Annotated in this window: 26 protein-coding genes and 1 pseudogene; 13 read left to right on the top strand and 14 right to left on the bottom strand. The window is 71.5% G+C overall.

Annotated elements, in window-relative coordinates; translation table 11 throughout:
* Nucleotides 1-197 precede the first annotated feature (197 nt).
* The 3 genes from thrS to J2X36_RS15340 are packed head-to-tail and all read left to right on the top strand — an operon-like array spanning nt 198 to nt 2,947.
* Nucleotides 198-2,225, top strand: coding sequence for a threonine--tRNA ligase (thrS, locus tag J2X36_RS15330; RefSeq protein ID WP_310351156.1), 2,028 nt, complete (start codon nt 198-200; stop codon nt 2,223-2,225).
* Between the two features lie 48 nt (nt 2,226-2,273).
* The gene (locus tag J2X36_RS15335) at nt 2,274-2,528 is read left to right on the top strand and encodes a type II toxin-antitoxin system RelE/ParE family toxin (protein WP_310351159.1); all 255 of its coding nucleotides are present in this window, start codon (nt 2,274-2,276) and stop codon (nt 2,526-2,528) included.
* 44 nt (nt 2,529-2,572) lie between these two features.
* Complete coding sequence (locus tag J2X36_RS15340) at nt 2,573-2,947, top strand: helix-turn-helix domain-containing protein (RefSeq protein WP_132251449.1); 375 nt, start codon at nt 2,573-2,575, stop codon at nt 2,945-2,947.
* Between the two features lie 9 nt (nt 2,948-2,956).
* Here the strand turns inward: J2X36_RS15340 and J2X36_RS15345 are convergent, their stop codons facing one another.
* Complete coding sequence (locus J2X36_RS15345) at nt 2,957-4,351, bottom strand: PLP-dependent aminotransferase family protein (protein ID WP_132251447.1); 1,395 nt, start codon at nt 4,349-4,351, stop codon at nt 2,957-2,959.
* Nucleotides 4,352-4,458: 107 nt separating this feature from the next.
* Between J2X36_RS15345 and J2X36_RS15350 the strand changes: the two genes are divergently transcribed.
* Nucleotides 4,459-4,593, top strand: a complete 135-nt coding sequence (locus tag J2X36_RS15350) for a hypothetical protein (RefSeq protein ID WP_310351166.1) — start codon at nt 4,459-4,461, stop codon at nt 4,591-4,593.
* Between the two features lie 124 nt (nt 4,594-4,717).
* The gene (locus tag J2X36_RS15355) at nt 4,718-5,671 is read left to right on the top strand and encodes a DMT family transporter (protein WP_310351168.1); all 954 of its coding nucleotides are present in this window, start codon (nt 4,718-4,720) and stop codon (nt 5,669-5,671) included.
* On the opposite strand, the gene J2X36_RS15360 is transcribed toward J2X36_RS15355, so the two are convergent.
* Entirely contained in the window at nt 5,619-6,524 is a 906-nt protein-coding gene (locus tag J2X36_RS15360) for a hypothetical protein (protein ID WP_132251443.1), read from the bottom strand. The genes J2X36_RS15355 and J2X36_RS15360 overlap by 53 nt on opposite strands.
* Before the next feature lie 194 nt (nt 6,525-6,718).
* On the opposite strand from J2X36_RS15360, the gene J2X36_RS15365 reads away from it, so the two are divergent.
* From J2X36_RS15365 to J2X36_RS15385, 5 genes and pseudogenes are all read left to right on the top strand, one after another.
* On the top strand, nt 6,719-7,318 hold the full coding sequence (locus J2X36_RS15365) for a nitroreductase (RefSeq protein WP_310351173.1): 600 nt from the start codon (nt 6,719-6,721) through the stop codon (nt 7,316-7,318).
* A gap of 50 nt (nt 7,319-7,368) precedes the next feature.
* Nucleotides 7,369-7,791, top strand: a complete 423-nt coding sequence (locus tag J2X36_RS15370) for a DUF1801 domain-containing protein (protein WP_310351175.1) — start codon at nt 7,369-7,371, stop codon at nt 7,789-7,791.
* 96 nt (nt 7,792-7,887) lie between these two features.
* Nucleotides 7,888-8,838, top strand: coding sequence for a diguanylate cyclase domain-containing protein (locus J2X36_RS15375; RefSeq protein ID WP_310351178.1), 951 nt, complete (start codon nt 7,888-7,890; stop codon nt 8,836-8,838).
* A 57-nt stretch (nt 8,839-8,895) separates the two neighbouring features.
* A complete protein-coding gene (locus J2X36_RS15380; protein ID WP_310351180.1) occupies nt 8,896-9,498 on the top strand; it encodes a flavin reductase family protein in 603 nt (200 codons plus the stop codon).
* Nucleotides 9,499-9,605: 107 nt separating this feature from the next.
* Nucleotides 9,606-10,557: pseudogene (locus tag J2X36_RS15385) on the top strand (IS1595 family transposase).
* A gap of 63 nt (nt 10,558-10,620) precedes the next feature.
* On the opposite strand, the gene J2X36_RS15390 reads toward J2X36_RS15385, so the two are convergent.
* Nucleotides 10,621-11,577 (bottom strand): DUF3800 domain-containing protein, encoded by a 957-nt coding sequence (locus tag J2X36_RS15390; protein WP_310351181.1) that lies wholly within the window; start codon nt 11,575-11,577, stop codon nt 10,621-10,623.
* Between the two features lie 292 nt (nt 11,578-11,869).
* On the opposite strand from J2X36_RS15390, the gene J2X36_RS15395 reads away from it, so the two are divergent.
* A complete protein-coding gene (locus tag J2X36_RS15395; protein ID WP_310351182.1) occupies nt 11,870-13,018 on the top strand; it encodes a lytic transglycosylase domain-containing protein in 1,149 nt (382 codons plus the stop codon).
* The gene (locus J2X36_RS15400) at nt 13,015-14,643 is read left to right on the top strand and encodes a DUF2336 domain-containing protein (protein ID WP_310351184.1); all 1,629 of its coding nucleotides are present in this window, start codon (nt 13,015-13,017) and stop codon (nt 14,641-14,643) included. The genes J2X36_RS15395 and J2X36_RS15400 overlap by 4 nt, the downstream gene beginning before the upstream one ends.
* 9 nt (nt 14,644-14,652) lie before the next feature.
* Here J2X36_RS15400 and J2X36_RS15405 read toward each other — a convergent pair whose 3' ends face one another.
* The gene (locus J2X36_RS15405; RefSeq protein ID WP_132251429.1) at nt 14,653-15,423 is read right to left on the bottom strand and encodes an NAD kinase; all 771 of its coding nucleotides are present in this window, start codon (nt 15,421-15,423) and stop codon (nt 14,653-14,655) included.
* A 77-nt stretch (nt 15,424-15,500) separates the two neighbouring features.
* On the opposite strand from J2X36_RS15405, the gene cutA reads away from it, so the two are divergent.
* Nucleotides 15,501-15,830, top strand: coding sequence for a divalent-cation tolerance protein CutA (gene cutA, locus J2X36_RS15410; protein ID WP_310351187.1), 330 nt, complete (start codon nt 15,501-15,503; stop codon nt 15,828-15,830).
* A 5-nt stretch (nt 15,831-15,835) separates the two neighbouring features.
* On the opposite strand, the gene J2X36_RS15415 is transcribed toward cutA, so the two are convergent.
* From J2X36_RS15415 to crtI, 10 genes are all read right to left on the bottom strand, one after another.
* The gene (locus tag J2X36_RS15415) at nt 15,836-16,804 is read right to left on the bottom strand and encodes an MBL fold metallo-hydrolase (protein ID WP_310351191.1); all 969 of its coding nucleotides are present in this window, start codon (nt 16,802-16,804) and stop codon (nt 15,836-15,838) included.
* Nucleotides 16,805-16,912: 108 nt separating this feature from the next.
* Complete coding sequence (locus J2X36_RS15420; RefSeq protein ID WP_310351193.1) at nt 16,913-18,046, bottom strand: glycosyltransferase; 1,134 nt, start codon at nt 18,044-18,046, stop codon at nt 16,913-16,915.
* Nucleotides 18,043-18,798: a lysophospholipid acyltransferase family protein gene (locus J2X36_RS15425; protein WP_310351379.1), complete on the bottom strand. Its 756-nt coding sequence runs from the start codon at nt 18,796-18,798 to the stop codon at nt 18,043-18,045. Before J2X36_RS15425 ends, J2X36_RS15420 begins: the two co-directional genes overlap by 4 nt.
* A gap of 156 nt (nt 18,799-18,954) precedes the next feature.
* Complete coding sequence (locus J2X36_RS15430; protein ID WP_310351197.1) at nt 18,955-20,481, bottom strand: phytoene desaturase family protein; 1,527 nt, start codon at nt 20,479-20,481, stop codon at nt 18,955-18,957.
* A 110-nt stretch (nt 20,482-20,591) separates the two neighbouring features.
* Nucleotides 20,592-21,095, bottom strand: a complete 504-nt coding sequence (locus J2X36_RS15435; RefSeq protein WP_310351200.1) for a hypothetical protein — start codon at nt 21,093-21,095, stop codon at nt 20,592-20,594.
* Between the two features lie 89 nt (nt 21,096-21,184).
* A complete protein-coding gene (locus tag J2X36_RS15440; protein WP_310351202.1) occupies nt 21,185-22,396 on the bottom strand; it encodes an AAA family ATPase in 1,212 nt (403 codons plus the stop codon).
* 85 nt (nt 22,397-22,481) lie between these two features.
* The gene (locus tag J2X36_RS15445; RefSeq protein ID WP_310351204.1) at nt 22,482-23,693 is read right to left on the bottom strand and encodes an ABC transporter permease; all 1,212 of its coding nucleotides are present in this window, start codon (nt 23,691-23,693) and stop codon (nt 22,482-22,484) included.
* Complete coding sequence (locus J2X36_RS15450; RefSeq protein ID WP_310351205.1) at nt 23,690-24,718, bottom strand: ABC transporter ATP-binding protein; 1,029 nt, start codon at nt 24,716-24,718, stop codon at nt 23,690-23,692. Before J2X36_RS15450 ends, J2X36_RS15445 begins: the two co-directional genes overlap by 4 nt.
* Nucleotides 24,719-24,726: 8 nt before the next feature.
* Nucleotides 24,727-25,152: a DUF2141 domain-containing protein gene (locus J2X36_RS15455; protein WP_310351208.1), complete on the bottom strand. Its 426-nt coding sequence runs from the start codon at nt 25,150-25,152 to the stop codon at nt 24,727-24,729.
* Nucleotides 25,149-26,741, bottom strand: coding sequence for a phytoene desaturase family protein (crtI, locus tag J2X36_RS15460; protein WP_310351209.1), 1,593 nt, complete (start codon nt 26,739-26,741; stop codon nt 25,149-25,151). Before crtI ends, J2X36_RS15455 begins: the two co-directional genes overlap by 4 nt.
* Between the last annotated feature and the right edge of the window lie 17 nt (nt 26,742-26,758).

A 26,758-nucleotide genomic window follows, 5' to 3' on the forward strand; every position in this document is an offset into this window, starting at 1 on the left:
CGCCGTTCCTTGTGGTGATGTCAGCATAGCACGGCGCCACGCCCCTGCGGAGGCTGCGCGACGGCGGAAACAGCGACCCTCTGCTTTTCCTGTCCCGCGAAATCGGTCTACACCCCCTCCGCCGCGCCACGCGCCGCCCATCACAGCCCCCGCTTACCTGCCGCGTTCGCAGGAGTGAGCCAAGGAGACGCGACCCGATGCCCGTCCTGACCTTTCCCGATGGCAACACGCGCGCCTATGACGGCGCGGTGACCGGCCGCAGCGTCGTCGAGGGCATCGCCAAGTCGCTCGCCAAGCGCACCGTCGCCATGGCCCTCGATGGAGCCGTGCGCGACCTCGACGACAGCATCGAGGCCGACGCCCGGATCGAGTTCCTCGACCGGACCGATCCCCGCGCCCTGGAGCTGATCCGGCACGATTGCGCCCACGTCCTCGCCGAGGCCGTGCAGGCGCTCTGGCCGGAGACGCAGGTCACGATCGGCCCCGTCATCGAGAACGGCTTCTACTACGATTTCGCGCGGGCCGAGCCCTTCACGCCCGAGGACTTCCCGAAGATCGAGGCCAAGATGCGCGAGATCATCGCGCGCGACGCCCCCTTCACCAAGGAGGTCTGGACGCGCGACGACGTGCGCGCGCTCTTCGCCGACCGGGGCGAGGCCTTCAAGGTCGAGCTCGTCGACGCGATCCCGCCGGGCGAGGACCTGAAGGTCTACCGCCAGGGCGCGTGGTTCGACCTCTGCCGCGGCCCCCACATGACCTCGACCGGCAAGGTTGGAGCCGCCTTCAAGCTGATGAAGGTCGCGGGTGCCTACTGGCGGGGTGATTCGAACAACCCGATGCTGACGCGCATCTACGGCACCGCCTGGGCCTCGCAGGCCGATCTCGACGCCTACCTGCACCGGCTGGAGGAGGCCGAGCGGCGCGACCATCGCCGCCTGGGGCGCGAGATGGACCTGTTCCACTTCCAGGAGGAGGGGCCGGGCGTCGTCTTCTGGCACCCGAAGGGCTGGACGATCTTCCAGGAGCTGATCGCCTACATGCGCCGCCGCCTCAAGGGCGACTATTCGGAGGTGAACGCCCCCCAGATCCTCGACAAGGCGCTGTGGGAGACCTCGGGCCACTGGGGCTGGTACCGGGAGAACATGTTCGCGGCCCAATCCGCCGGCGAGGAGGCCGAGGACAAGCGCTGGTTCGCGCTCAAGCCCATGAACTGCCCGGGCCACGTGCAGATCTTCAAGCACGGCCTGAAATCCTACCGCGATCTGCCTCTGCGCATGGCGGAATTCGGCGTCGTGCACCGCTACGAGCCCTCCGGCGCCATGCACGGGCTGATGCGGGTGCGCGGCTTCACGCAGGACGACGCGCACATCTTCTGCACCGAGGACCAGCTCGCCGCCGAGTGCCTGAAGATCAACGACCTGATCCTCTCGACCTACGCGGATTTCGGCTTCGACGAGATCGTCGTGAAGCTCTCGACGCGCCCCGAGAAGCGGGTCGGCTCGGACGCGCTCTGGGACCATGCGGAAGCCGTGATGACGCGCGTCCTCGCCCAGATCGAGGGGCAGTCGGGCGGGCGCATCAGGACGTCGGTCAACCCGGGCGAGGGCGCCTTCTACGGGCCGAAATTCGAGTACGTGCTGCGTGACGCGATCGGCCGCGACTGGCAGTGCGGGACGACGCAGGTGGATTTCAACCTGCCCGAGCGGTTCGGCGCCTTCTACGTCGACGCCGACAGCCAGAAGAAGATACCGGTGATGATCCACCGCGCCATCTGCGGCTCGATGGAGCGCTTCACCGGCATCCTGATCGAGCATTTCGCCGGCCATTTCCCGCTCTGGCTCGCGCCCGTGCAGGTGGTGGTCGCCACCATCACCGGCGAGGCCGACCCCTACGCGGCCGAGGTGGTGCGGGTGCTGGAGCGGGCGGGACTCCGGGTCGCGGCGGATCTGCGCAACGAGAAGATCAACTACAAGGTCCGCGAGCACTCGCTCGCCAAGGTGCCGGTGCTGCTGGCGCTCGGCCGGCGCGAGGCGGAGGAGCGCACGGTCTCGATCCGGCGCCTCGGCAGCCAGCAGACCCGCACCCTGCCCCTCGACGAGGCGCTGGCCGCGCTCGCCCGCGAGGCGACCTCGCCGGACCTCGCCCGGGCGGACGCCGTGGCCGAGACGCATCCGAGCACGGACGCGGTGCTCGATTCCCACCATGGGGTGCAGCCGGCGCCGTAGAGCGAAGCGCTTGAGCCGAATATAGCGAAATGCTATATTCGGCTCGTCATGAGGGACATCACGTACAGCAGGGATGCCCTCAGGACGCTGCTGCGCCTGCCGGCGAACACCGCGGCCCTGATCCGATCGAAGATCGCGCTCTACGCCGCGGATCCCGGCGCGCTCGGCAACAACGTGAAGGCCTTGAAGGGGCAACCCGGCATCCGCCGGCTGCGCGTCGGCGACGGGCGCGTGATCCTGAGCGAGGACGGTGCCGTCGTCGCGATCATCCGGATCGCCGCGCGCGGAAATGCCTACGATTGAGGCTGCCGGGGCGGCGTTTCGCGCGGGCTAGGGAGGGTGGGCGCATGGGCGCGCAGGTGATCGTGAGTCCCTCGGGCGAACGCCTCGTGGTTCTGCCCGAGGCGGAGTACGCCGCCCTCGTCGAGGCCGCCGAGGACGCGGCCGACGGAGCCGCCGTCGAGACCTTCCGGCAGCGCCTCGCCCGGGGCGAGGAGGAGCTGGTGCCGGCTTCCGTGGTCGAACGCCTGCTCGCGGGCGAGAACCGCATCCGGGTCTGGCGCGAGCATCGCGGCCTCGGCGTCGGTGCCCTGGCGGAGCGGGCCGGGATCGCGCAGGCCTATCTCTCCCAGATCGAGGCGGGCCGGCGCGAGGGCCGGCTCGACACCCTGCGCCGGATCGCCGACGCCCTGTCGGTGACGCTCGACGATATCGCCGGCTGAGGGCCCGCCTCACCCCATCGCCCGGGCCAGCACCTCGAACACGCGCCGGTCGCCGCACTGGGCCACGTTGAAGCGCAGGCGGTCGGCGGCATCGCCCGAGGCGCTGAAGACGGGGCCCGGCGCCAGCACCACGCCGGCCTGGAGCGCCCGCCGGGCCATCTCGGCCGCGTCGAGGCCGCCGGGCAGGCGGGCCCAGAGGAACATGCCCGCGGCCGGCACGTGCGGCACCGAGATCCCGAGCGCGGACAGCCGCTTCAGCGCCGCGCCCCGCGCCTCGGCGAGGCGGGCGCGCATCCCGTCGAGGTAGCGGCGGTAGGAGCCGTCGCTGAGGGTGCGGTGGACGAGGTCCGCCGCGAGGTTGCCGTTGCCGAGGCTCACCGCGAGCTTGAGGTCGACGAGCCGCTCGACCCAGTCCGGCCGCAGGGCGATCACCCCGGTCCGGGCCGCCGCCGACAGGGTCTTCGAGAAGCCGCCGATATGGATCACCCGCTCCAGCCCGTCGAAGCCGGCGAGCCGCGGGCCGGGCTCCGGCTCGAAATCGGCGTAGATGTCGTCCTCGACGATCAGGGTGTCGTGCGCCTCGGCGAGCTTGAGCACCCGGTGCACGGTGGCCGGGCCGACCGTGGCGCCCGTCGGATTGTGGAGGCCGGAATTCGTCAGGTAGAAGCGCGGCCGGTGCTCGGCGAGCGCGCGGGCGAGCGCCGTGAGGTCCGGCCCATTCGCCCCGAAGGGCACGCCGACGACGCGGACGCGGTGCGCCCGCAGCAGGGCGTGGAAGTTGAAGTAGCAGGGGTCGTCGACGAGCACGGCGTCGCCCGGCTCGACGAGGAAGCGGCAGATCAGGTCGAGGGCCTGGGTCGCCGAATCGGTCAGCACGAGCGCGTCCGGATGGGCCGGGATGCCCCGGTCGTTGAGCCGCCGGGCGACGAGCCCGCGCAAGCCCGCGTGCCCGAGCGGCGTGTCGTAGGAGGCGAGCCGATCGCCCGCGTCGCGGGCGAGCTGGCGCAGCGCCCGGCGCAGGCTCCCGTCCGGCATCCACTCGGCCGGCAGCCAGCCGCAGCCGGGCTTCAAGAGGGCGGGGCCGGTCTCCAGGGATTGCCGGGCGATCCAGAGCGGGTCCACCGCCCGGTCGAGCCGCGGCCCGATCGCCGCGAGGCTCAGGGGCTCGGGCCGGCCCGCCACGTAGAACCCGGAGCCCGGCCGCGAGACGATGGCGCCCTCGGCACCCAGCCGCTCGTAGGCCTCCACGACGGTGGATTTCGAGACGCCCATCGTCTCGGCGAAGGCGCGGATCGAGGGCAGGCGGGCGCCCGGGCCGAGCACGCGGCCGGCGATCCGCCCCTCGATCGCCGCCATCACGGCGCCGACCCGGGTCCCGTCGATGTTCAGGCTTGCGTCCGCCATCCGTACTGCTCGCCATCCAGGACAGTTCTGTCCGATTGTACTGCTACCGTCCCTGTCGCGGAAGCCCGTGCCGACGCATCCTGCCCGAATGACGGACGGAGGCCGCGATGGCGGAGAGATGCTGCGACGCGCCGCGGAGGCGGGACCCGGAGAGGCGGGGCCTCGCGGGGAGGCTCAACGACCTCGCACTCGTGGCGGGCGCGCTCGGCCTCGCCCTGATCCTGATCCTCGTCGGCGCCTGAGCCCCTCCGGAGAGGGCGCACCCCTCACCCCGTCCCTCTCCCGAACGGGAGAGGGGGCCCGCGCATCCTGCCCGATCCTGCCCCCGGCCCCTCTCGCCAGGCCCCAAGAAAGATGCCCGCCCCGATGTCCCAGAAGGCCACCACCCCTCGAACGGGCTCGCCCCGCGCCCTCGCGGACGGGCTGATCGGCGTCGCGATCTTCAGCGGCTCGCTGCCCGCGACCCGGCTCGCCATCGCCGATCTCGATCCTCTGTTCCTCACGGCCGCCCGCGCGGCGATCGCCGGCATCCTGGCCGCGGCGGCGCTCCTCCTGCTCCGGCAGAGCCGGCCCGGCCGCACTGACCTCGCCGGCCTCGCCCTCGTCGCCCTCGGGGTGGTGATCGGCTTTCCCCTGCTCACCGCGCTGGCGCTGGCCCATGTCACGGCCGCGCATGCGGCGATCTTCGTCGGGCTGCTGCCGCTCGCCACCGCCCTGTTCGGCGCGTGGCGGGCGGGGGAGCGGCCGGTGCCGCTCTTCTGGCTGTTCTCCGGTCTCGGCAGCGCGGCCACGGTCGCCTTCGCGGCGAAGGGGGGTGCGGCGCCCTCCCTTGCCGGGGACGGGCTGATGCTCGCCGCGATCCTCGTCTGCGGCCTCGGCTACGCGGAGGGCGGGGTGCTGGCCCGGCGGCTCGGCGGCTGGCAGGTCATCGCCTGGGCCGCGCTCCTGTCGCTGCCCCTCACCCTGCCGCTGGCGCTGCTCTGGCGGCCCGCCGATCCCGGCGCGGTCGGGGCGCCGGCCTGGGCGGCGCTCGCCTACGTGGCGCTGTTCAGCATGCTGATCGGCTTCGTGTTCTGGTACCGGGCGCTGGCGCGGGGCGGCATCGCGGCGGTGAGCCAGCTGCAATTGCTGCAGCCCTTCCTCGGGCTCGGCCTCGCGGCCCTCCTCCTCGGCGAGGCGGTCGAGGGGCGGATGCTGGTCGCGGCCGCCGCGGTCGCCGCCTGCGTCGCGGGCGCCCGGCTCTTCGCCCGGCCCGGCGCGCCGCGCCTCAGGATTTGGCCAGAACCTCGACGTCCCGGTCCATCCCGCTCTCGACCTTGAACTCGCGGGTGTAGACCTGCCCGTCGTGGCGGGCGATCAGCACGTAGTCGCCCTCGGCGAGCGTGACCTGCGGGAAGGCGCCGATCGCCTCGCGGATCGTGTCGCCGCCCGGCGTCAGCACGCTGAAGGCGGTGCCGGCGAAGGCCTCGGCGCCCGCGCTCGCCACGAGCTTCAGGGTCACGGTGGCGGCCCGGTGGTTGAGGGTCGCGTCGGTGACGCGGCCGTTCTCGACCTTGAGGTCGGCCCGCTGGATCGCGTTCGATTCGCCGTAGGTCGAGACCACGTGGTAGGTGCCCTCGGGCAGGCGCAGCAGCTCGCCCGCCTTGACGCCGCTGCGCACGAGGCGCCCCTCCGAGTTCGTCCCGATCGGCACGAAGACCGAGAAGGCGATCTGCCCCGGCGGGATCCGGGTGTCGCCGATGGCGCCGGAGAGCTTGAGCGCGCCCGCATTCACCCTGAGCCGCTCGGATTGCGGCTGGCCGGACATCACCACCTTCTTCGAGGCGCTGGCGAAGCCGTAGGTGACGGTGACGACGTAGGCGCCCGCCGGGAGGCGCAGGCTCGGCTCGGCCTCGCTCGAGCGGGCGACGATGGCCGGCTTCACGCCGTCGCTGCGGTCCTCGTAGACCCGCCAGGCGAGACCGGAGGCGAGCTTGCGCTCGCCGCCCCCGAGCACCGCCGAGAGCGCCAGCGCCGCCTCCTCGCCGCCGATCGACGGGCTCGGCAGGCCGGGCTCGGTGATCGAGGGGGAGGGCAGGTTCGGGCCGAGGCCGGGGCCGAACGGGCTCTGCGCCTGCGCAGGGACCGGCAGGAGCGCCGCCGCGACCGCGAGCCAGACCGTCCGACGCACCATTCCACCCACTCCCACATCCCGGGCCGGCCCGGGCACGCCGTCCGCGCCGATTGCCAAACGGCCGCGCGAAGGCCAGTTAGGGCTGCCTTGAACGCCGACCGTGGCGGCGTGATGGCCAGCCCGGACTCTCGCACGCCGCCGGCGCGGCCGTCGATGCCCCTGGCCGCCCCCCTTCACGCCCGTGATGAATGCCCATGCCCGAAACCTTGCCCGAAACCTTGCCCGAAACCTCGCCCGCAACCTTGGCCTTCCTCGGCGCCCGCCGCTCCGTCCCGCCGATCCGCCTCGAAGGGCCGGGGCCGGACGCGGGGAGCCTCGACGCGATCCTGCGGATCGCCTCGCGGGTGCCCGACCACGGCAAGCTCGCACCCTGGCGCTTCATCGTCATCGAGGGGGAGGCGCGCGCGCGGATCGGCGCGGTGATCGAGGCGGCCTACCGGGCCGACCACCCGGAGGCGGAGGCCGACCGCCTCGCGCTGGAGCGCGGGCGCCTCGCCCAGGCCCCCCTCGTCGTCGCCGTGGTCTCCCGCGCCGGCCCCCACGCCAAGATCCCGGAATGGGAGCAGGTGCTCTCGGCGGGAGCGGCCACCCTGAATCTCTGCCTCGCGGCCAACGCCTCGGGCTTCGCCACCGCCTGGCTCACCGAGTGGTACGCCTACGACCGACGGGTGCTCGACGCGCTCGGCCTCGACCCGCGCGAGCGCCTCGCCGGCTTCGTGCATGTCGGCCGCTCGGCCGAGCGCCCGGCCGAGCGGCCCCGGCCGGACCTCGCCGAGATCGTCACGCGGCTCTGAGGGGCGGCCGAACCCGGCGCGACGGAGCGTGAACCGAGCGGGGGAGCCGGATGAACGAGGCTCGGACCGGGCTCGGGGCGGACGATCCCGCCTCATTGATCAACGCGCGGATCGCCGCCCTCGGCGATTGGCGGGGCCCGCGGCTCGCCCGGATCCGGCACTGGATCCGGCAGGCCGACCCCGCGATCGCCGAGGCCGTGAAGTGGCGAAAGCCCTCGAACGCCATGCTGGGGGTGCCCGTCTGGGAGCGGGCCGGGCTCCTCTGCACCGGCGAGACCTACAAGACCTCCCTGAAGCTCACCTTCGCGAAGGGCGCCGCGCTCCCCGACCCGTCGGGCCTGTTCAATGCCGGCCTGGACGGCGGCACCCGGCGGGCCATCGACATCCGCGAGGCGGATGGGCTCGACGAGGCGGCCTTCACGGCCCTGATCCGCGCGGCCGTGGCGCTCAACCTGTCGCGGGCGGGCGGCTAGGGCCGTCTTCCTCTCCGGCAACCGGCGCTTAACGGGGCGCGCGTAGCCTCCCCCACCACACAACCGGCCCGCCGGCCGCCAGGATGGGATCACGGGATGGGGCAGGATCCGGTCTCCGCCGTGGCGCTCAGCCCGGACCCGCTCCGGGCGCGGCTGCACGCCGAGGCCGCGCGGCTCGCCCGGCTCGGCGCCTGGGAATGCGACCTCGCCACCGAGCGGCTGACCTGGACGGAGGGCGTCTACGACCTGTTCGGCCTGGGGGCGGGCGCGCCCCTGCGGCGGTCCGAGATCGTCGGGCTCTACGAGGAGGCCTCGCGGGGCGCGATGGAGCGCCTGCGCGCCGAGGCGATCCGGACGGGGCGGGGCTTCGTGCTCGACGCCCTGATCCGCCCGCGGCGGGGCGAGGAGCGCTGGATCCGGATCGGGGCCGAGCTCGCCCGCGACGCCGAGGGCCGCCCCGAGCGCCTCTACGGCTACAAGCAGGACGTCACCGCCGAGCGGGAGGCGCTGGAGCGGCTGCGGCACCTGGCCGAGCGCGACCACCTGACCGGGCTCGCCAACCGCGCGGCGTTCGACGCGCGCTGCCGGGCGGCGGCCGCGGGCCCGGATCGCGGCGTCGCCGGCCTCGTCCTGATCGACCTCGACCGCTTCAAGGCGATCAACGACGGGCTCGGCCACGCGGCCGGGGATGCCTGCCTGCGCGCCGCTTCGGAGCGGCTGCGCCACGCCTTCGCCGACGCCGCGCTCGTCGCGCGGATCGGCGGGGACGAGTTCGCCGTGCTGCTGCGCGCGCCGCTCGGCCGGCGCCGGATCCTGCGGATGCTCGCCCGCGCCTCCGCCGCCCTGTGCCGGCCCGTCCCCTGGAACGGGACGGCCCTCGCGGTCAGCGCCTCGATCGGGGCGCGGATCCTCGATCCGGGGCGGGACCGGGCGCCCGGCGCGGAGCTGTTCGCCGAGGCCGACGCCGCTCTCTACGCGGCCAAGGCCGCGGGCCGCAACGCGGTGCGGATCTTCGGCGAGGCCGAGATCCGCGCCGCCTCGGGCTGACGGCGGGCGCGCGGCGGCCTATCTGAGCGTCGGACGATCCCGCGACGCGGCGAGCCCATGCATTACGATTCCGAGACCCGCACCCTGCCGCACAACCCGCTGAAGGCGCTCGTGGCGCCGCGGCCGATCGGCTGGATCAGCGCCATGAGCCGCGAGGGCGCGCTCAACCTCGCGCCCTACTCGTTCTTCAACGCGGTGGCCGACGACATGGTGGCCTTCTCCTCGTCGGGCCGGAAGGACGCCATGACCTTCGCGGAGGAGGGGGGCGAGTTCGTCTGCAACCTCGCGAGCTTCGACCTGCGCGAGGCGGTCAACGCCACCTCGGCGCCGCTCCCCCGCGGCGAGAGCGAGTTCGCCTTCGCCGGGCTCGCCACCGCCCCGTCGCGCAAGGTGCGCCCGCCGCGGGTGGCGGCAGCACCCGCGGCGATCGAGTGCCGCTGGCTGCAGACCGTGCCGCTGGTGCCGCTCGACGGGGGCGAGCCCGCGAACTTCCTGGTGATCGGGCAGGTCGTCTCGATCTACATCGACGACCGCTTCGTGGCGGAGGGCCGCGTCGACACCGGCGCCATGCGCCCGATCATGCGGGCCGGCTACTTCGACTATTTCACCGCGACACCCGAGACCCGCTTCGAGATGCGCCGGCCGAAGGGCGGGGGGTAGGGGACCCCGGCACGGCGCGCGGCGCCCCCTCTCCCGTTCGGGAGGGCGATATTATACTTGCCGTACCCGTCTGACGTGATATGGTAGGCGCATCAAAGGGTTGCGCTATGGCCAAGTCCGTTCTCAGCGACAAGCATTTCCACGATGAGGCGGCGGCCTTCAAGTGGGTCGAGGCTCGTGTATGGCCCGAGGGCCCGATCTGCCCTCACTGCGGCGGTTTTGAGCGCATCGGCAAGATGGGCGGCAAGTCCACTCGCCTCGGCACCTACAAGTGCTACCAGTGCCGCAAGCCCTTTACCGTGAAGGTCGGCACCGTGTTTGAGGCTAGCCATGTGCCGATGCACCTGTGGCTGCAGGCCATGTTCCTGATGTCCTCCAGCAAAAAAGGCGTGTCCTCTAACCAGCTTCACCGGACCCTTGGCGTTACCCTCAAGACTGCTTGGTTCATGTCTCACCGCATCCGCGAAGCCGTGCGCGACGGCGCGCTTGCCCCCTTCGGCGGTGGTGGCGGCATCGTGGAAGTGGACGAGACCTTCATCGGCAACGATCGCGAGAAGAAGCCGCACGGCGAGAAGAAGGGCCGGGGCTACGCTCACAAGGACAAGGTACTCAGCCTCGTTGACCGCAGCACTGGCCAGAAGCGGTCTATGGTGGTGGATGACCTGAGCGCCAAGACTCTGGTGCCGATCCTGCGCGAGAACATCGCCAAGGAAGCCCGCGTGATGACCGACGAGGCCGCGCAAGTACGGCAAGCTATCAGCGCACTTTGAGGACGGTCACGGCTTCACCCGCCACGGTCAGGGCGAGTACGTCAGCCTCACTGATCCGAGCATCCACACCAACACCATTGAGGGTGCTTTCTCCGTCTTCAAGCGCGACATGAAAGGCATCTATCAGCATTGCGATAAGAAGCACCTTCACCGCTATCTTGCGGAGTTCGACTTCCGCTACAATCGCCGCGTTGCCTTGGGCGTGAGTGACATTGAGCGGACCACTAATCTCGCCAAAGGCATCGTCGGCAAACGCCTGACCTATCGAACGATTGCTAGAGGGGCCTAAGCGGTATGGCCGAAAACCGAAAAGCTCCCGGTAAGAAGCCCGAAAAGACACAAGCCGAGCGGTTCAAGGAAGCCGCTCGGGAGATTGGCGCCGACGAGACTGCGACGGCCTTTGAGAGGGCTTTTGAGAGGATAGTTCCTGCTCGGCGTCCGACGAAGAAGGAGCAGTGACGATATTCGTATGACTTTGCGGAAGCCTAATCGTCAGGCCATTACCATTGACGCCGCGGAGTGACAATTGCGGAATTATTTCTTTGAACATGGGCTCAATAAAGGAACAGGAAGTTAGACGGCGTTTTAGTATAAATGCCATGTGGTCTGCTATCTGCAATATTATAGAATTGTTTTTTTTCGTAAAATGCACAGCATCGACGATGTAGTTAGATTGAAAGCTTCTAGGATTTATGGGAATGGTGCGGTCTGTGTAGCTTGCATGAATTGCGCCAACCAGCTCTTTCACGCGATCTGTATCTTCAGCGATTAACATCGCAACCTCATCTGGCGCATTATTTTTCATCCAATACTCTATACGTCTTGCTGCCTCAATAAAAGCTTCAGCGTATGTCCACTTTGCAATATATTCGTCTGTGGCGAGTGGAATTCGCGCACGCATGCCAGCAATGATGTCATCTTTTCGTACATATCCTGCCACGACAGGAAGATTAAACTTAGACGGAACTTTAGAAAGTTCTAATAATAGTTTCATCCTCTGAGCGCGGGTCCACTTATCGCGCGGAAACTTGCCGCTCCCGTGCCATATATCCATCGCATGAAATACAAATGGCACACCATAAGTGGACTCAAATTCAGGAAAATACTTCTTTGTAAGTTCAACAAAGTAGCTCTCGATTTCGCGCCACTTATTGTCTGCGTTCACAATAACGCCCGCGACGATGAGGTAAGGCTCATCTTTCTTCCGCGATAAACCTGCCTCATCAAGGTAGACGAGTTGCACAATCCGGCTCCCGCACAGGGAGCCCCCGCCAAAACTGCGCGGCCCCTGACTGATTCGAGCGCTCATGCTAGCACTCCATCAGCCGATTGGGTACGCGAGGTATAATATCGCCTTCGGGAGAGAGCCGGGGTGAGGGGTGCGGCTTCCCCGGACAACCCTGAACCCCTCACCCGGTCGGCTGGCGCCGACTCGACCTCTCCCGAACGGGAGAGGTGCGACCGAACCGGGACCTGTCTCCGTGCGCCGCATTCAATCTTCCTTTACCATGACGGCAACAGGATCAGGCTCCTAGGGGAGCGCGTTCCGGCTCCTTCGCGCCGCGCCCGCCAGACTTCCGGCGCGCCCCGATCGGGTCCTCATGTTCCTGTTCACCACCCCCCCGGCCAGCACCCGCGAGACCGCCCCGGCGCCCGCGACGACGGCGCGGGGCGCCGGGTCCGCGGAGGTCGTGGCGGCGATCCGCGACGGAGCGCAGAGCACCGGCGTCGGCTTCGACTACCTGCTCGCCACGGCCCAGCGGGAATCCGCCCTCGACCCCTCGGCCAAGGCCGGCACCTCGACGGCGACCGGGCTGTTCCAGTTCATCGAGCAGACCTGGCTCGGGGTGATGAAGAATGCGGGGCCCGGCCTCGGCCTCGGGACCTATGCCGACGCCATCACGGCCAAGTCCGACGGCACCTACACGGTGGCCGACGGGCAGGCGCGCCAAGCCATCCTCGACCTGCGGCGCGACCCGAAGGTCGCCGCCACGCTCGCCGGCGCGCTGACGCAGAAGAACCGCGAGGCGCTCGGCAGCGCGCTCGGCCGCGAGCCGACCTCGGGCGACCTCTACGCCGCCCACGTCCTCGGCGCCCGGGGCGCGGCGACGCTGATCGGCAACGCCCAGACCTTCCCGGCGCGGGCCGCCGCCCTCGACCTGCCGGAGGCGGCCGCCGCCAACCGGGGCCTGTTCTACGACCGGACCGGCCGGGCGCGCAGCGCCTCCGAGCTCTACGCCGTGCTCGCCTCGGGGCCTGCCGCCGCCCAGGGCAACGCGGCGCAGGCCGCCGCGAAGGCGCCGGCCGCCAGCGACCTCACCGCCCTGCCGCAGGGGGCCACCGCCTACGCCTCCCTCGACGGCGGGGGCCTGCGCAGCCTGTTCCAGACCGACCGGCGCCAGGGCGCGATCTCGGAGGGCGTCGCCCGGCTCTGGCAGGAGCGGGCGGGGGGAGGCCCGGAGCGCAAGGCCCCGACCTACTTCCCGCGCTCCGATGCGGGCGCCGACGCGATGATCGCGAACAACGCGGGCGGGTCCCGAGAGGTGATCGCATCGGCACCCGCCGAGATCGCGATCACGGGCACGATCCCGGGGGCGATTCCCGGCGCGATCACCGTGCCGCTGCCGCCGCGCCGGCCGGCCGAATTCTCCGGCCCGGCCGCTGCCCAAGCCGCTGCCCAAGCCGCCGCCAAGCCGCGGGCGAAAGCCCCCCTCGACCTCTCCCTGTTCATGATCCGGAGCGGCCCATGATGATCCGCCAGTTCCTGGCCTGGACGCAGCACGATTCCGCCGGCCGCCGGGCCGAGGCCGCCTCGGCGCTGGCCCGGGCCTACCTCTACGGCAATCTCGGCCCCGACGCGGCCTGGGAGGCCAAGACCGCGATCCTGGCCCTCCTCGACGACGCCTCCCCCCTGGTCCGCCGGGCGCTGGCCGAGGCCTGCGCCGCCTCGGCACGGGCGCCGCGCCCCCTCGTGGTGACGCTCGCCGCCGACCAGCCCGAGATCGCCTCCCTCGTCCTCGCCCGCTCGCCCATCCTCACCGACGCCGACCTCGTCGACGCCGCCGCCATGGGCTGCGAGGCGGTCCGCTGCGTCATCGCCGGCCGCCACCACCTCACCCACGCGGTGGCGGGGGCGCTGGCCGAGATCGGCGGCCCGGAGACGCTCGCCCGGCTCGCCGCCAACCCCACCGCCCGGATCACCACCGGCCGGCTGCTGCGCATGGTCGCCCGCCACGGCGACGACGCCACCCTCCGGGAGGCGCTGCTCGCCCGGGCCGACCTGCCGCTCGAGGTCCGCCACGCGGTGGCGGGGCGGCTCGCCGAGACGCTGTCCGGCTTCGTCACGGCCTGCGGCTGGCTCTCGCCGGAGCGGGGCGAGCGGATGACCCGGGAGGCCCGCGAGCGCGCGCTGCTCGACCTCTGCGCCGGCGCGGGCGCGGCGGCCCTCGCCCGCGTCGTCCAGCACCTGCGCGCCAGCGGCCAGCTCAATGCCGGTCTCGTCCTGCGCGCCGTCCTGTCCGGGCAGATGGCCTTCGCGGAGACCGCGCTCGCCGACCTCGCCGGGCTCGACCGGGCCCGCGTGGCGGGCCTCGTGCGCAGCGCCCGGGGCTATGGCGGCCTCCATCTCCGGGCCGGGCTGCCGGAGGCCCTGCTGCCCGCCTTCTCCGCCGCCCTCTCGGCGTGGCGCGAGGCGGAGACGGGGGCGACCTCCCTGAGCGGGGCCGGCCTGTCCCGCCGCATGATCGAGCGGGCGCTGACCGCCTGCGAGGACATGCCGTTCTCCGAGATGCAGGCCGTCACGGCGCTGCTCGCCCGCTACGAGGCCGAGGCCGCCCGCGACGAGGCCCGCGCGGTCGCCCGCGCCATCGCCGAGCAGGCCGAGGCCCGCGAGGCGGCCCGCCTGGAAGCCGCCCGCGTCGAGGCGGAATGGCAGGAGGCCCAAGCCAGGGTATCGGAAGCCAGGGTATCGGAAGCCAGGGTGTCGGAAGCCAGTGTGTCGGAAACCAGGGCGACGCACGCCGAGGCGGTGGACCCCGCCGCCATCGCCCCGCTGCCCGAGCCGGCCCGCGTGACGGCCGACACGATCGAGATCCGCGCGGCCCTCGGGGCGGAGCCCGTCGCGGCCGCGTCCGGGGACGACCTCATTCCAGCCGAGGCGGCTTCGGCGGCCGCGCTGCCCGAGGCGGTCAGCGCCATCCTCGACGCCCTGCCCGACGCCATCCTGTCGAGCTTCCGCGAGGAGCAGGCCCGCACGGCGGAGGCCCGCGACCGCGAGACGGCCGAGGCCGCGGCGGAGGCCGTGCTGGAGACGATCCCCGCCGCCCTCATCGCGAGCTACCGCGAGGACCGCGCGCGGATGAAGCTCGCGGCCTGAGGGAGGCCCTCAGCCGAACTGCTCGCGCAGGATGCGCTCGTCGAGGCTGTGGCCGGGATCGTGCAGGAGGACGAGGTCGGTGGCCTGGTCGAGCCAAGTCTCCACCGTGCAGACCCGGCGGAACTCGGTGTGGTCGGCCACCGCCGCGACGGGGCGGTGCTCGGCATCCAGCACCTCGACGCGGATGCGGGCGTAGTTCGGCAGGAGCGCCCCGCTCCAGCGCCGGGGGCGGAAGGCGGAGATCGGCGTCAGCGCCAGGAGCTGGGCGTCGAGGGGCAGGATCGGCCCGCCGACCGAGAGGTTGTAGGCGGTCGAGCCGGCCGGCGTCGCCACCAGCACCCCGTCGGCGATCAGCTCCGGCAGGCGCACCTGGCCGTCCACGGCGATCTTCAGCTTGGCCGTCTGGTGCGTCTGGCGCAGCATCGAGACCTCGTTGATCGCCCGCGCCTGGTGGCTGCGCCCCTCGGTGTCCCGCGTCTCCATCAGGAGCGGATGGATCACGCTGCGCTCGGCCCGCTCCAGCCGCTCCAGGAGGCCGTCCTCCCGGAACTCGTTCATCAGGAAGCCGACCGTGCCCCGGTTCATGCCGTAGATCGGCTTGGCCGAATCCATGAAGCGGTGCAGCACCTGCAGGGTCAGGCCGTCGCCGCCGAGCGCCACCACGACGTCGGCATCCTCCGGCGTCACGTGGTCGTAGCGCCGCATCAGGGCCGCGGCGGCGGCCCGCGCATCGGGCGTGGGGCTCGCGACGAAGGCGATGCGGTGGAAACGCCGCGACATGCCGATCACCATTCGCCCGGTTGACGCAGGAGCCCGGCGCGCGCCTCATCGCGGCACCAATGCGGGAGAGCCATAGCATGGAGCGTGCGCACCTCGTCTACTCCACCTTCCCCGATGCCGAGACGGCGCTCCGGGTCGGCGAGGAGCTGGTGCGCGCCCGCCTCGCCGCCTGCGTGAACGTGATCCCGGGGATGCGGTCGGTCTACGCCTGGAAGGGCGCGGTGGAGCGGGGCGAGGAGGCCGTCGCCATCCTGAAGACCCGCAGCGGCCTCCGGGACGCGTTGGCCGAGGCCCTGAAGGCGCGCCATCCCTACGAGACGCCGATCGTCCTGCATCTCGAGGTGGCGGAGGCCGATCCCGGGACGCTGGCCTGGATCCTCGGGGAGACCGGGCCGGCCGCGGGCTGAGCGCCTCAGGTCGGCGCGCCCCATTGCACGGGCACGAGCTCGTAGCCCTCGCCGCTCCTCGCGACGTGTCCCGTGGCCGGGAAGGGCGCGTGGTAGAAGGCGACCTGCACCCGGTCCGCGGCCGCGCGGTCGAGCAGGCGATGCCGGGTGGCGCGGGCCTGATCGGCATCCATGTCGAACACCGCCGACCAGTCGGGATGGCGCACGAACAGCGCCGGGTGGTTCGTCACGTCCGACATCAGCATCAGGCGGCCGGGGCCGGATTCGAGCAGGAAGACCGTGTGGCCCGGCGTGTGGCCCGGCGCGGGCAGGGCGGTGAGGCCGGGGCGGATCTCCTTGTCCCACGCGTACTGCGTCACCCGCGGGCCGCCGGGGCCGAAGATCCGGGTCACCGCCTGGACGTTCGGGCGCAGGCGCTCGGGCGCGCGGGCGGCCATGCCCTCGTCCACCCAGAAGGCCCATTCGGGCGTGGGCACCAGCACCTCGGCGTTGGGGTAGGTGAGGCTGCCGTCCTTGAGGCGCAGGCCGAGCACGTGGTCGAGGTGGAAGTGGCTCATCACCACGGTGTCGATCGAGGCCCGGTCGATCCCCGCCGCCGCGAGGCCCCGCAGCGTGCCCCCCGTCCCGGGCGGCCCGTTATCGGCAAATCCGGTGTCGACGAGGATGCGGTGGCCCCCGGCCTCGATCAGGAGCGTCGTGAAGGTGATGTCGAGCCGGTCCGGCGGCATGAAGGCCCGCGCCATCGCGGCCCGCACCGCCTCGACCGGCGCGTTGGGGATGAAGGTCGCATCGAGCGGGCGCGCGAGCGTGCCCTCGTGGAGCGCCGTCACCGTGGCCTCGCCGAGCCGGTAGCGATAGACGCCGGGGATCGTGCCGGCCTCCTGGGCGGGGGCGGCCGCGGGGGCGGCGCCCGCGCCGGAGCCGGCGAGGAGCAGGGGCGCGGCCCCCAGGACGGTGCGGCGGTCGATCGGCATGGCGCGGTCCTTCGGGCGTGCGGCAGCGGAGCCTGAGCTATCGCGGGCGGGCACGGGATCAAGGTCGGGGCAGGGACCGCCCCGGCGCGGGAGGCCGGCGCCGAAGGCTCACGGCGCGCCCCCGATCGTGTAGCGGCGCCCCTTCCAAGATGCCGCCCCGGCGCGCTCCCGCCGCAGGAGCACGTTCCACTGGATGGCGAGCGCGACCAGCACGGCGGCCGGGTGCAGCGGGATCGTCGCCATGGGCTCGTGGGCGATCAGCGTGATCGCCGCGCGGGTGGCGAGGGACACGACGAGGGCGGCGAGGGCGACGGCGAGCACCGTGCCGGGCACGAGGCCGACGAGGCCCGCCAGAACGAGGAGCCAGGGCAGCACCTGCCCGCCGAACAGGAGCAGGGTCCAGACGGGCAGGGCGCGGGGCGTCGCCATGCCCTCGTGCGCGTTCTTCGAGAAGCCGGCCCAGGCCTCCGCGAAGCCCCGGTACATCCGGCAGGTGGCGAGCGCGTGGCCGGCTACGATATCGGTGCGGTGGCCGGCCCGCCGGAGCAGGCGGGGCAGCGTCACGCCGTCGTGCAGGCTCCAGCGGATGGCGCCGTGCCCGCCCGCCGACAGGTAGGCCGCGCGCGCGACGAGGACGAGCTGGCCGCAGGCCGCGCCGAGGGCGGGGCGGAGCGAGGCGCGCATCATCGCCACCGGGAGGTAGCCGACGAGCAGGAAGTTGATCATGGGCACGGTCAGCCGCTCGCCGAGGCTCTCCATGCGCTGGCGCGGCACGCCGCTGACGAGCGCCGAGCCCGTGGCCCGCGCCTGCGCGGCGAGCGCCGCCGCGGCGTCGGGCTCCAGGCGCACGTCGGCGTCGATGAAGAGGAGGTGCTCGCCCCGGGCCCGTTCGGCGAGGTGCGCGCAGGCGTGGTTCTTGCCGGTCCAGCCCTCGGGCAGGGCGGGAACGGGCAGGAGGCGCAGGCGCGGATCGCCCGCCGCGATGGCCTGCACCAGCGCGGCGGTGCCGTCGGTCGAGTGGTCGTCGCCGACGAGAACCTCGACGGGCACCTCCGTGCTCGCGAGCGCCGCCCGCACGGTCTGCTCGATATTGCCCTCCTCGTTGCGGGCGGGGATCAGGATCGAGACGAGACCAGTTCCCGCCTCGGGATCCGGCGTGCGCAGGAGGGTGAGGTTCGCCGCCGCGAGGGCTGCCGGGAGCAGCGCGAGGGCGAGGGCGACCAAAGCGAGCGCGAGCATCATGGGCGTTTCGCCTCGCCGGCCGCCCGGTGGGCCGCGTCGAAGCGGCGCCCGGCCATCAGCGCCCTGAGGCGGCGCCAGGAATCGTAGACGCCGCCGACGCCCTTGGCACCGGAGACGAGGCCGACGAAGCGCCCGGGCTCGCGGGCGATCACGTCGGCGCTCAGGCGGTCGAGGGTCGCGCCGAGATCGGCCTCGAGCCGGGCGAGGCGCGCGGGCCGGGGCAGGGCGAGGAGGTCGGCGGCCGGGATCGGCGTCCCGAAGGCCGCGAAGGCCTCGGCCCCCCGCTCCTCCCAGAAGGCGTATTCGAGGGCGAGCGGCAGGACGAGGGCGTCGGGCGCGATCTCGGGCAGGCGCGCCACGCCGGGACGGAGGCCGAGCGGCCGGGCTCGGACATCGGCGAAGCGCCCCTGCGCCGTGATCCACAGCATCCGCCCGGGCCGGCCGAGGATGGCCCGGGATGCACTGAGGAATTGCGCGGCGCCGCGGCGCGAGTCGAGATCGACGCCGAAGGCGCCCATGCGGCGGAAGACGGCATAGCGCTCCAGCGCATCCGCATCGAACGGGGCGTGGTGGATGCGCCCCGGGAAGAGGCGGGCGCCCAGCAGGATCAGGGTGACCGCGTCCCACCAAGCGGGATGGTTGCAGTAGACGACGATCGGGCCGGGATGCGCCGCCCCGTCCGGCCGTCCCCAGCGGGCGAGGCGGACGGCGTTGAGGTGACGGCGCAGGAACCTGTCGAAATAGGCGACCATGAACCGCCACAGGAGCGGTGAGACCGGCCCCGGCTCGGGGACGCCGCGGCGCGCGGGCTTCCAGGACTCGTTCGACGCGTCGGGCACGCTCTCGCCTCGGGGCTTTCCGCCGCCCTCCGGGTCAACCGGCCGGGGGCGGGCGGGTTCACGGACGGCTCAGGCGGATTTCCGGACCTCGCCGCGGGCATCCGCGTCGTGCGCGTCGGCGGCGATCCAGCCCGACATCATCACCATGGGCATGCCCGGCCCCGGATGGGCCGCGCCGCCGGCGAGATAGAGGCCGCGCACCTGCCGCGAGCGGTTGCCGGGCTTGAAGGCGCCCATCACCCGGCCGTGGCTGGCGAGCCCGTAGATCGCGCCGTTCAGGACCTTGTAGCGCTCGTGGATGTCCTGGGGCGTGAGGTGGCGCTCGACCACGATCCGCTCGTCCAGGTCCGGCATGTGCGCGGTGCGTTTGAGCTTGTCGAGGATGGTGCGGCGGTAGGCCGGGAACATCTTCGACCAGTCGTGGTGCGGCCGCAGGTAGGGCGTGTGCACGAGGACGTAGAGCGCCTCGCCGCCGTCGGGCGCCACCGAGGGATCGGTTGAGGAGGGGGCCGCGAGGTAGGCGGTCGGGTCGGGGGCGGGCTCGCCCTTGTTGTAGATGAAGTCGAACTCCTCCTCGGGGTCGCGGGAGAAGACGAAATCGTGGTGGTTCAGGTGCTCGTAGCGCTTGTTCAGGCCGAGATAGAGCACCACGCCCGAGCAGGCGGGCTCGAAGCCCTTCTTCTCGTAGGATCGGCCGACCTCGCCGCCGACGAGTTCCCGGTAGGTGCGCACCGAATCCATGTTCGAGATCACGGCGTCGAAGGGGGCGTGGCCCTCCTCGGTGCGGAGGCCCGTGACGGCCCCGTTCTCGACGGCGAGCCCCGTCACCTCGGTGGCGGGCTTCAGCGTCGCGCCGAGCTCGCCCGCGAGCTTGGCCAGCGCCTCGGCCACCGCGCGGGTGCCGCCCATCGGGTACCAGACGCCTTCGGCCGTCTGCATGTGGGCGATGGCGCAGAGGACGGCCGGCGCACCGTAGGGCGAGGAGCCGACATATTGCACGAAATGGTCGAGCATCTGGGCGAGGCGCGCGTCCTTCACCTTGCCGCGGATGGTGCTCGCGACCGAGGCGTGCATGCGAAGGCTCAGAACGTCGCGCAGCGTGCCCGGGTTGAGGTTCGCCCGGAGGTTGATCGTGTCGAACAGGTCCTCCACCGGCTTCCAGAAGAAGAACCGGTTCGAGACGTCGTGCAGGTGCTCCGAGATGCCGATGAAGCGCTTGTAGCCCTCGCCGGCGCCGGCGCCCGGCACGAAGCGGTCCATGTCGGCGGCCATCCGCTCGACGTCCTGCATCAGGTCGATGCGGGTGCCGTCGTCGAAGAAGCAGCGCCATTGCGGGTCGAGGCGGCGCAGGTCGAGATAGTCGTGCAGGTTGCGGCCGGCCTCGGCGAAGATGCGCTCCAGCACGCGGGGCACGGTGAGGATGGTCGGCCCCATGTCGAAGCGGAACCCGCCCTCGTGCAGCACCGCGGCCTTGCCGCCGAGCCAGTCGTTCTTGTCGTAGAGGGTGACGCGGTGGCCGCGGGCGGCGCTCACGCAGGCGGCGGCGAGCCCGCCGAGACCCGAGCCGATGACGGCGACCGAGGAACCGGACTTCATCTTTTCTCTATGCTCCCCGGGGCTTGGATCCAGCCCTATGGAAAAGCTAGGCCGATTGGAGGCTTGGTCAACGCGCTAACCCGTCGCGGCGCTGGACCTTGTTTGAACTTTCATCTCGAAAATGGCCTTCGCCGTCCGCTTCCGTCTTCAGCAAATCCGATTTCAGCAAGGAAACAGGTCAGCGCTTCGTTTCCCAGCGCCGCACGCAGGACAGCTGCCTCGTCGAACCGTTCAGCGAGGCGAACGGCCGGGATTCCCTTCCGGTAATCCGGCCAGCGGCGCGCAAGTTCGTGAAGTGCGCGCTCGGTGCTCGATGGGCGCAGATCCGCGCATCCGTCGAAATGCCTCAACAAAAGGCCCTCGTGGCAGGGCTCCTGCCAGATCAGATGCAGGTCATATCGGCGGGCAAGCGGGTCGATGCGGGCGTCCCGTTCGGGCGCGAGGCCGAGCTTGTCGGTGTCAAGCATGATCGCACGGATCGCGTACATCCCGTTGCGCTGCGCCCGCCGAAGCATCACGCGTATGGCACGTTCGACGATGGCGAGTGGATCCCCACCACCTGGCTGGAGCACCACGGCGTCGATGAAGATCCGCCGGTGCCGGATCTCGACCATGCGGGCGAGGAGGGCTCCGTAGCTCTGCTCGCTTTCTCCCTCGCAGCCGAGGAAGACGCGACGTCTCTGCAGGATCGAGCAGGGACGGCTCATCCGATCTGCGGGACTGCGCCGAACAGGCCACCGAGATACTTTTTGTAGAAGTTGTCTCGGCGGCCGAGTCCGGCGACGTCGGCAAGGCCGTATATCTCCGTGCGGCCCCTCTCATCCTTGTCGCAGAAGAGAACCTCTTCCTTGGACAAATCTTCGAGGAGCGAGGCATTGTGGCAGGTCATCCAGAGCTGCGCATGGTGCGGGTTGCGCTGCGGGTCGTAGAACCACCGCACGATCTCGGGCAGAATCATCGGGTGAATGGCCGCATCGAGTTCATCCATCACGGCGATACCGCCGCGACCGAGTGCGGCGAGGAGAAGCGGGTATAGCTTGAGGAACTGGCGCGTCCCGTGGCTCTGATAGGTCAGCGGCATCGGCAGGGTGAGGCCGTGATGGTGGAACACGGCCGCAGGACCCGAAGGCCCGGATCGCAGCTCCATCGCCCGGATGCCGAGATCGATGCGCTGAACCTCGGCGTTGAAGGCATCCACGAAAGCGGGATTGTCGAAGTAGAACTTGGCGGCGTTGGCATCCGTGTCGTCGATCCGCTCAACAAGAATGTTGCCGTTGATGCGGGACGCAACATCTGCGACTGCCATTGCGTACGGATGATCGAACTGCACGAGCGTCGCGATGACACTCGCATCCGGCCGCAGAACTTTTTCCAAAGCCTGCCTATATCCACCGAGTCCGAAAGCCTTATCGGCCTTCACAGCGCCATTTGCCTGCCGATCAAAGAGTCTGATCTGACGGCCTGCGTGCGCAGGCCTATAGTAGAAGGCCTCCCGTAGGACCGACACGGTCTCCCGGCCACCGAACATCACCTCGTAGGTGTAGCCGCAGAAGGGAGCGTTCGGATCATCGATCCGATTGATGTCTTCAAGGCCTCCGATTTGGAGGGCAATGCGCGTCGGCGCATGCCGAGCGTCACAGTCATTGAACCGCTCAAAAGGGAGCGGTTGACCCCGCTGCACCGAGAAGCTGCGATGGAGGAACCAAGCCACGAAGCTGAGGGCCTTCAGCACGTTGGACTTGCCCGATGCGTTCGCACCGAACAGGGACACGACCTTGGGAACCCGTTCGCTCGCGCCGCGCCAAACCGGCGCCAGACGATTCGCATCGTCGTCGGTCGCAGCGCGCGCCCGCAGATCGATCACCTGCCGATCCCTGATCGAGTAGAAGTTCTCGATTTCGACACGAAAGAGCATGGCGAAAATCCTCGCCCCAGCTCACCAACTGACGATGCAGGCACACGAAATCAAGGAAATTTTGGTGCTTTCGCCTCTTCAGGCCTCAAATCTCTGAGATCGACCGCCTTCCGACCAGCAGAAGTGCGAGCCCGAGCCCCGCCGCCGCCGCCCCGCCCAGCACGCCCCAGGCCGGCAGGGCTGCGCGGGCGCCCTCGCCGAGGGCGGCCTGGTAGGCCTCGATCGCCCAGGCGTTCGGGGTGAACCAGCCGGCCTGCTGCAGCCAGGGCGGCATCAGGAAGCGGGGGACCATGCTGCCGCCGACCGCCGAGAGGAGGAGGACGCCGAAGGTCGCGGCGAGATGCGCCTGCTGGCGGGTCGCGGCGGCCGCGCAGGCGGCGAGGGCGAGGCCCGCCGCCATCGCCGAGACGAGGAGCGAGGTCAGCGTCCATTCGGGCCAGTGCGGGCCGATCTCGACGCCGTAGAGGAGGACGGCGGCGGCGAAGATCAGCCCCGCCTGCGCGAGGCCCTGGAGGGTCAGGAAGCCGAACTTGCCGAGCACGATCACGGGGAGCCCGCCGGGCGCGGCCGTCAGACGGTCGGCGAGTCCGGATTGGCGCTCCTCGACGAGGGTCATCGCCCCCTGCATGGCGGCAAAGAGCAGGAACACGGCGGTGATGGCGCCCGCGTAATAGGCGACGCGCTCGTTCGCCCGGCCCGAGGCCGTGCTCTGCCGCTCGACGAGAGTGGCGAAGGAGAACGGCTCCTTCCTCGCGCGCTGCTCGGCGAAGGCCTGATCGAGGAAGGCGCGCTCGTCCGCGCCGATCTTGCCCGTGCGCTCCACGTCCGCGACGATCCGGGAGAGCACGACGTCCGGCAGGGCGTCGTTCAGGACGCGCTGGAGCTGGCCGAGGGCGATCGGCGTCGCGAGGGCCTTCGACGGGTTCTCGACCAGCACCACGGGCTGCCCGGGCGAGGTGCCGCCGGAGGGTGGTGCGGCCAGGTCGCCGCGCAGCACCAGGGCGACGTCGACCGTGCCCCGGCGTACGGCGGCCACCGCCTCCCCGACGCTGGCGGCGGGCAAGCGCTCCACCCGCAGGCTCGGGTCGGCCGCGAGCGCGGCGACCAAGCGCTCAGTCGTCGCCGTATGGGCGAGGTCGGCGAGGCCGAGATGGATGCGGATGCGGTCGCCGATGGCGCCGGAGAAGATCGCGGCGAAGATCGTGAAGATCACGGTCGGCAGGACGAAGGCCATGACGAGCGCGGCGCGGTCGCGCAGCAGGCTCAGCGTCATGACGCGGAAGGCCGCGCCGATCATCGGGCGGCCCCCGCGATGCGGGGCAGGCTCGCTGCAGGACCGGCCGCCGCAGGCTCCAGGGCCTCGCGGTAGAGCGCCTCGAGCCCAGGCGCCCGCACCCGCACCTCGCCGGCCGGCACGCCCTGGGCCCTCAGGCTGCCGAGGAGCGCGGCTCCGTCGAGTCCGGAGACGGTGCGCCCCGCCGCCCGCCAGACGAGCCCCGAGCCCCCCTCCGCGATCTCCGCCTCCACCGGGACGAAGCCTGCGCGCCGCAGCGCCGCCTCGGCAGCTCGATCGGGCGTGTGGTCGAGCGCCACCTCCTGCTCGGGCGGCCCGGAGCGGATCCGGGCCAGCATCGCGGCGAGCGCACCCTCCCGCACGATCCGGCCGCCCCCGACGAAGGCGACGCGGTCGGCGAGCCGCTCGGCCTCGCCGAAATCATGGGTGGCGATGAGGATGCCGGCGCCCTCGGCCCGCAGGCGCCCGAGGAGCGCGTGGATCGCGGCGCGGGCGGAGAGATCGACTCCCTGCGTCGGCTCGTCGAGGAGGATGAGGCGGGGCTCGCCGAGGAGGCTCGCCGCGATGTTGACCCGGCGCTGGTAGCCGCCGGAGAGCTGGCCGACCAGCCGGTGTGCCACCTCGATGGTGCCGGTCCTGTCGAGGGCGCGCGCCACGGAGGCGGCCCGCGCGCGACGGGGAAGGCCGATCAGTTCGGCGAAGACGCCGAGATTCTCGGCGACCGTCAGGCGGGGATAGAGCGCGATCTCCTGGGGCACCCAACCGATGGCGCGCCGGGCCGCGCCGCGGCGGAACGGGTCTGCGCCGCCGACGCGCACCCTCCCCGAATCGGGCGCGAGGCGCCCGGCCACGAGCCGCATCAGCGAGGATTTGCCGGCGCCGTTCGAGCCGAGCAGCGCCAGCGTCTCGCCGACCCGGAGCGCGAGGTCGACGCTGTCGAGGATCTGCCGTCCGCCGAGGGCGAGCGTCGCGCCCGCGACCTCCACGAGGGGGGCGCCCCCCTCGGGACGCGGCTCGGGCGCCGGCATGGGGCGTCTCAGCGCGCGGGCAGGGCGCGCATGAGGCGCACCCGGAGCGCGAGGCCGGGCTCGCGCAGGGAGAAGGCGGCGCGGGCGAAGTCCGGGCGCGCGTTTCGCCCCGCCTCGCCGGAGAAGCCGTAGGGCTCGAGCGGCAGGCCGAGGGGGGTCCGGTCGAGGCGGCCGTTGCCGTTCAGGTCCTGGAAGGCGGCGAGCGCGTAGGTGCCCGGCGGGACGTCGCGCAGCACGAGGCGCTGACGCGGGCCCGTTGCGCGCGCCGTCTCCCCGTCACGGCAGGCGGCCTCCGACAGGCCGCCCTGGCAGAGCGCGACGTAGACGGAACCGGAGCCCGCCTCGATCCCGTCGACCTCGACCTCGACGGTCGCGGCGCGGGCCGGCGTCGCGGCGGCGAGGCAGCCTGCGAGGAGGAGGGCTGCGCGGCTCACGTGGCCTCGCCACCGGCCGCGAGCGGAGCCGTTTCCGGCAGTCCCGCCTCGCCGGCGGGCAGGCGGGCCCCGGCGAGTTCCTCGATGAGGAGGCGGGCGGAGATGCGCGCGCCCTCGTAGATCACGGGAAGCCCCGAGCCCGGATGGGTGCCGCCGCCGACGAGGTAGAGGCCCGGCCCGAAGCGGTTGTGGGGCCGGAAGTAGAGCATCTGCATCAGGTCGTGGGCGAGGTTGAAGGTGGCACCCTCGTGGACCGCGAAATCGTCCCGCCAGCCGGTCGGGTCGACGATGCGCTCGTAGCGGATGCGCGATTCGAGATCGTCGAGGCCGAGGAGCTTCAGCCGCTCCAGCACCAGTTGCCGGTAGCGCGGCCGCACCGCCTCCCAGTCGATTCCCGCCTTCAGGTTCGGCACCGGCACCAGCACGTAGAGGGCGGTGTGCCCGGGGGGCGCCATGCCCCCGTCCGTGAATCCCGCGTGCTGGACGTAGATCGACGGCTCCAGCGGCAGGACGCCCTCCGAGACCTCGCGGATGTTGCGGGCATAGTCCTTGGCGAGCAGGATCGTGTGATGCCCGAGGCCCGCGGGCATCCGCCCCTCGATCCCGAGATAGAGCATGAAGGTCGAGCAGGAGAGGCGGGCCTTGGCGACCTTCGCGTCGCGCCAGCGCGGTCTGTGCGCCTCCGGCACCAGGGCCGGCACGGCGCGGGCGAAGTCGCCGTTGATGACCACCGCGTCGGCCCGCAGCGTCTCACCCCCCGCCACGACCCCGCAGGCGCGCTTGCCCTCGAACAGGACCCGGTCGACGCCGGTGCCGAGGCGAATGTCGACGCCCATGCGGCGGGCGAGCCCCGCCATCGCCTCCGAGACCGCGCCGCAGCCGCCGACGGGGTGGTAGACCCCATGCTCGTACTCGAGGAAGGAGAGGATCGTGAACAGGCTCGGGCAGCGGAAGGGCGACATCCCGAGATACTTGGTCTGGAACGAGAAGGCGAGGCGCACCCGCGGGTCGGCGAAGTAGCGCTGAAGGTCGCGGTCGACGCTCCGGCCGGGATGCAGGTAGGGGAGGGCCGCGAGCATGGCGGGCGAGGCCATGCTGCGGAAGCGGTGGAAGGCCTGCTCCAGGACCGGCTTGAAGAACTTCAGCTTGGTCCGGTTGTCGGCGAAGAAGCGGCGGACGTTCTTCGCGTCGTCCGGCGCGATCCGGGCGATCTCGGCCTCCAGCCGGTCCATGTCGGCGGTGGCGCGGATCTCGCCCGAGAGGCCGCCCTCGCCCTCGAAGGCGAGGTGGTATTGCGGGTCGAGGCGCTCGAGCCGGACATGGTCCTCCAGCCGCTCGCCGCAGGAGGCGAAGATGTCGGCGAGGATCTGGGGATAGAGGAAGAAGGTGGGGCCGATGTCGAAGCGGTAGCCGCCGGGCGCCTCGACGGTCCGGGTACGCCCGCCGACCGCCTCGTCCTTCTCGAAGAGCGTGACGTGGATCCCGGCGCGGGCCAGCAGAAGTGCTGTCGCCAGCCCACCGGGACCGGCACCGACGATGACCACCCGACGTCCGGACAAAGTCCGGAGGCCGTCCCGTGACTGCAGCAACGCTCGAACCTCCCGCC

It is taken from the genome of Methylobacterium sp. BE186 (genome assembly GCF_031457035.1).
In the GTDB taxonomy this organism is placed as follows: Bacteria; Pseudomonadota; Alphaproteobacteria; order Rhizobiales; family Beijerinckiaceae; genus Methylobacterium; species Methylobacterium segetis.

What these genes read in the sequence shown, in the direction of transcription:
- thrS (WP_310351156.1), top strand. Translation starts at nt 198, where the DNA reads ATGCCCGTCCTGACCTTTCCCGATGGCAACACGCGCGCCTATGACGGC.
- J2X36_RS15335 (WP_310351159.1), top strand. Translation starts at nt 2,274, where the DNA reads ATGAGGGACATCACGTACAGCAGGGATGCCCTCAGGACGCTGCTGCGC.
- J2X36_RS15340 (WP_132251449.1), top strand. Translation starts at nt 2,573, where the DNA reads ATGGGCGCGCAGGTGATCGTGAGTCCCTCGGGCGAACGCCTCGTGGTT.
- J2X36_RS15345 (WP_132251447.1), bottom strand. Translation starts at nt 4,351, where the DNA reads ATGGCGGACGCAAGCCTGAACATCGACGGGACCCGGGTCGGCGCCGTG.
- J2X36_RS15350 (WP_310351166.1), top strand. Translation starts at nt 4,459, where the DNA reads ATGGCGGAGAGATGCTGCGACGCGCCGCGGAGGCGGGACCCGGAGAGG.
- J2X36_RS15355 (WP_310351168.1), top strand. Translation starts at nt 4,718, where the DNA reads ATGTCCCAGAAGGCCACCACCCCTCGAACGGGCTCGCCCCGCGCCCTC.
- J2X36_RS15360 (WP_132251443.1), bottom strand. Translation starts at nt 6,524, where the DNA reads ATGGTGCGTCGGACGGTCTGGCTCGCGGTCGCGGCGGCGCTCCTGCCG.
- J2X36_RS15365 (WP_310351173.1), top strand. Translation starts at nt 6,719, where the DNA reads ATGCCCGAAACCTTGCCCGAAACCTTGCCCGAAACCTCGCCCGCAACC.
- J2X36_RS15370 (WP_310351175.1), top strand. Translation starts at nt 7,369, where the DNA reads ATGAACGAGGCTCGGACCGGGCTCGGGGCGGACGATCCCGCCTCATTG.
- J2X36_RS15375 (WP_310351178.1), top strand. Translation starts at nt 7,888, where the DNA reads ATGGGGCAGGATCCGGTCTCCGCCGTGGCGCTCAGCCCGGACCCGCTC.
- J2X36_RS15380 (WP_310351180.1), top strand. Translation starts at nt 8,896, where the DNA reads ATGCATTACGATTCCGAGACCCGCACCCTGCCGCACAACCCGCTGAAG.
- J2X36_RS15390 (WP_310351181.1), bottom strand. Translation starts at nt 11,577, where the DNA reads ATGAGCGCTCGAATCAGTCAGGGGCCGCGCAGTTTTGGCGGGGGCTCC.
- J2X36_RS15395 (WP_310351182.1), top strand. Translation starts at nt 11,870, where the DNA reads ATGTTCCTGTTCACCACCCCCCCGGCCAGCACCCGCGAGACCGCCCCG.
- J2X36_RS15400 (WP_310351184.1), top strand. Translation starts at nt 13,015, where the DNA reads ATGATGATCCGCCAGTTCCTGGCCTGGACGCAGCACGATTCCGCCGGC.
- J2X36_RS15405 (WP_132251429.1), bottom strand. Translation starts at nt 15,423, where the DNA reads ATGTCGCGGCGTTTCCACCGCATCGCCTTCGTCGCGAGCCCCACGCCC.
- cutA (WP_310351187.1), top strand. Translation starts at nt 15,501, where the DNA reads ATGGAGCGTGCGCACCTCGTCTACTCCACCTTCCCCGATGCCGAGACG.
- J2X36_RS15415 (WP_310351191.1), bottom strand. Translation starts at nt 16,804, where the DNA reads ATGCCGATCGACCGCCGCACCGTCCTGGGGGCCGCGCCCCTGCTCCTC.
- J2X36_RS15420 (WP_310351193.1), bottom strand. Translation starts at nt 18,046, where the DNA reads ATGATGCTCGCGCTCGCTTTGGTCGCCCTCGCCCTCGCGCTGCTCCCG.
- J2X36_RS15425 (WP_310351379.1), bottom strand. Translation starts at nt 18,798, where the DNA reads ATGGTCGCCTATTTCGACAGGTTCCTGCGCCGTCACCTCAACGCCGTC.
- J2X36_RS15430 (WP_310351197.1), bottom strand. Translation starts at nt 20,481, where the DNA reads ATGAAGTCCGGTTCCTCGGTCGCCGTCATCGGCTCGGGTCTCGGCGGG.
- J2X36_RS15435 (WP_310351200.1), bottom strand. Translation starts at nt 21,095, where the DNA reads ATGGTCGAGATCCGGCACCGGCGGATCTTCATCGACGCCGTGGTGCTC.
- J2X36_RS15440 (WP_310351202.1), bottom strand. Translation starts at nt 22,396, where the DNA reads ATGCTCTTTCGTGTCGAAATCGAGAACTTCTACTCGATCAGGGATCGG.
- J2X36_RS15445 (WP_310351204.1), bottom strand. Translation starts at nt 23,693, where the DNA reads ATGATCGGCGCGGCCTTCCGCGTCATGACGCTGAGCCTGCTGCGCGAC.
- J2X36_RS15450 (WP_310351205.1), bottom strand. Translation starts at nt 24,718, where the DNA reads ATGCCGGCGCCCGAGCCGCGTCCCGAGGGGGGCGCCCCCCTCGTGGAG.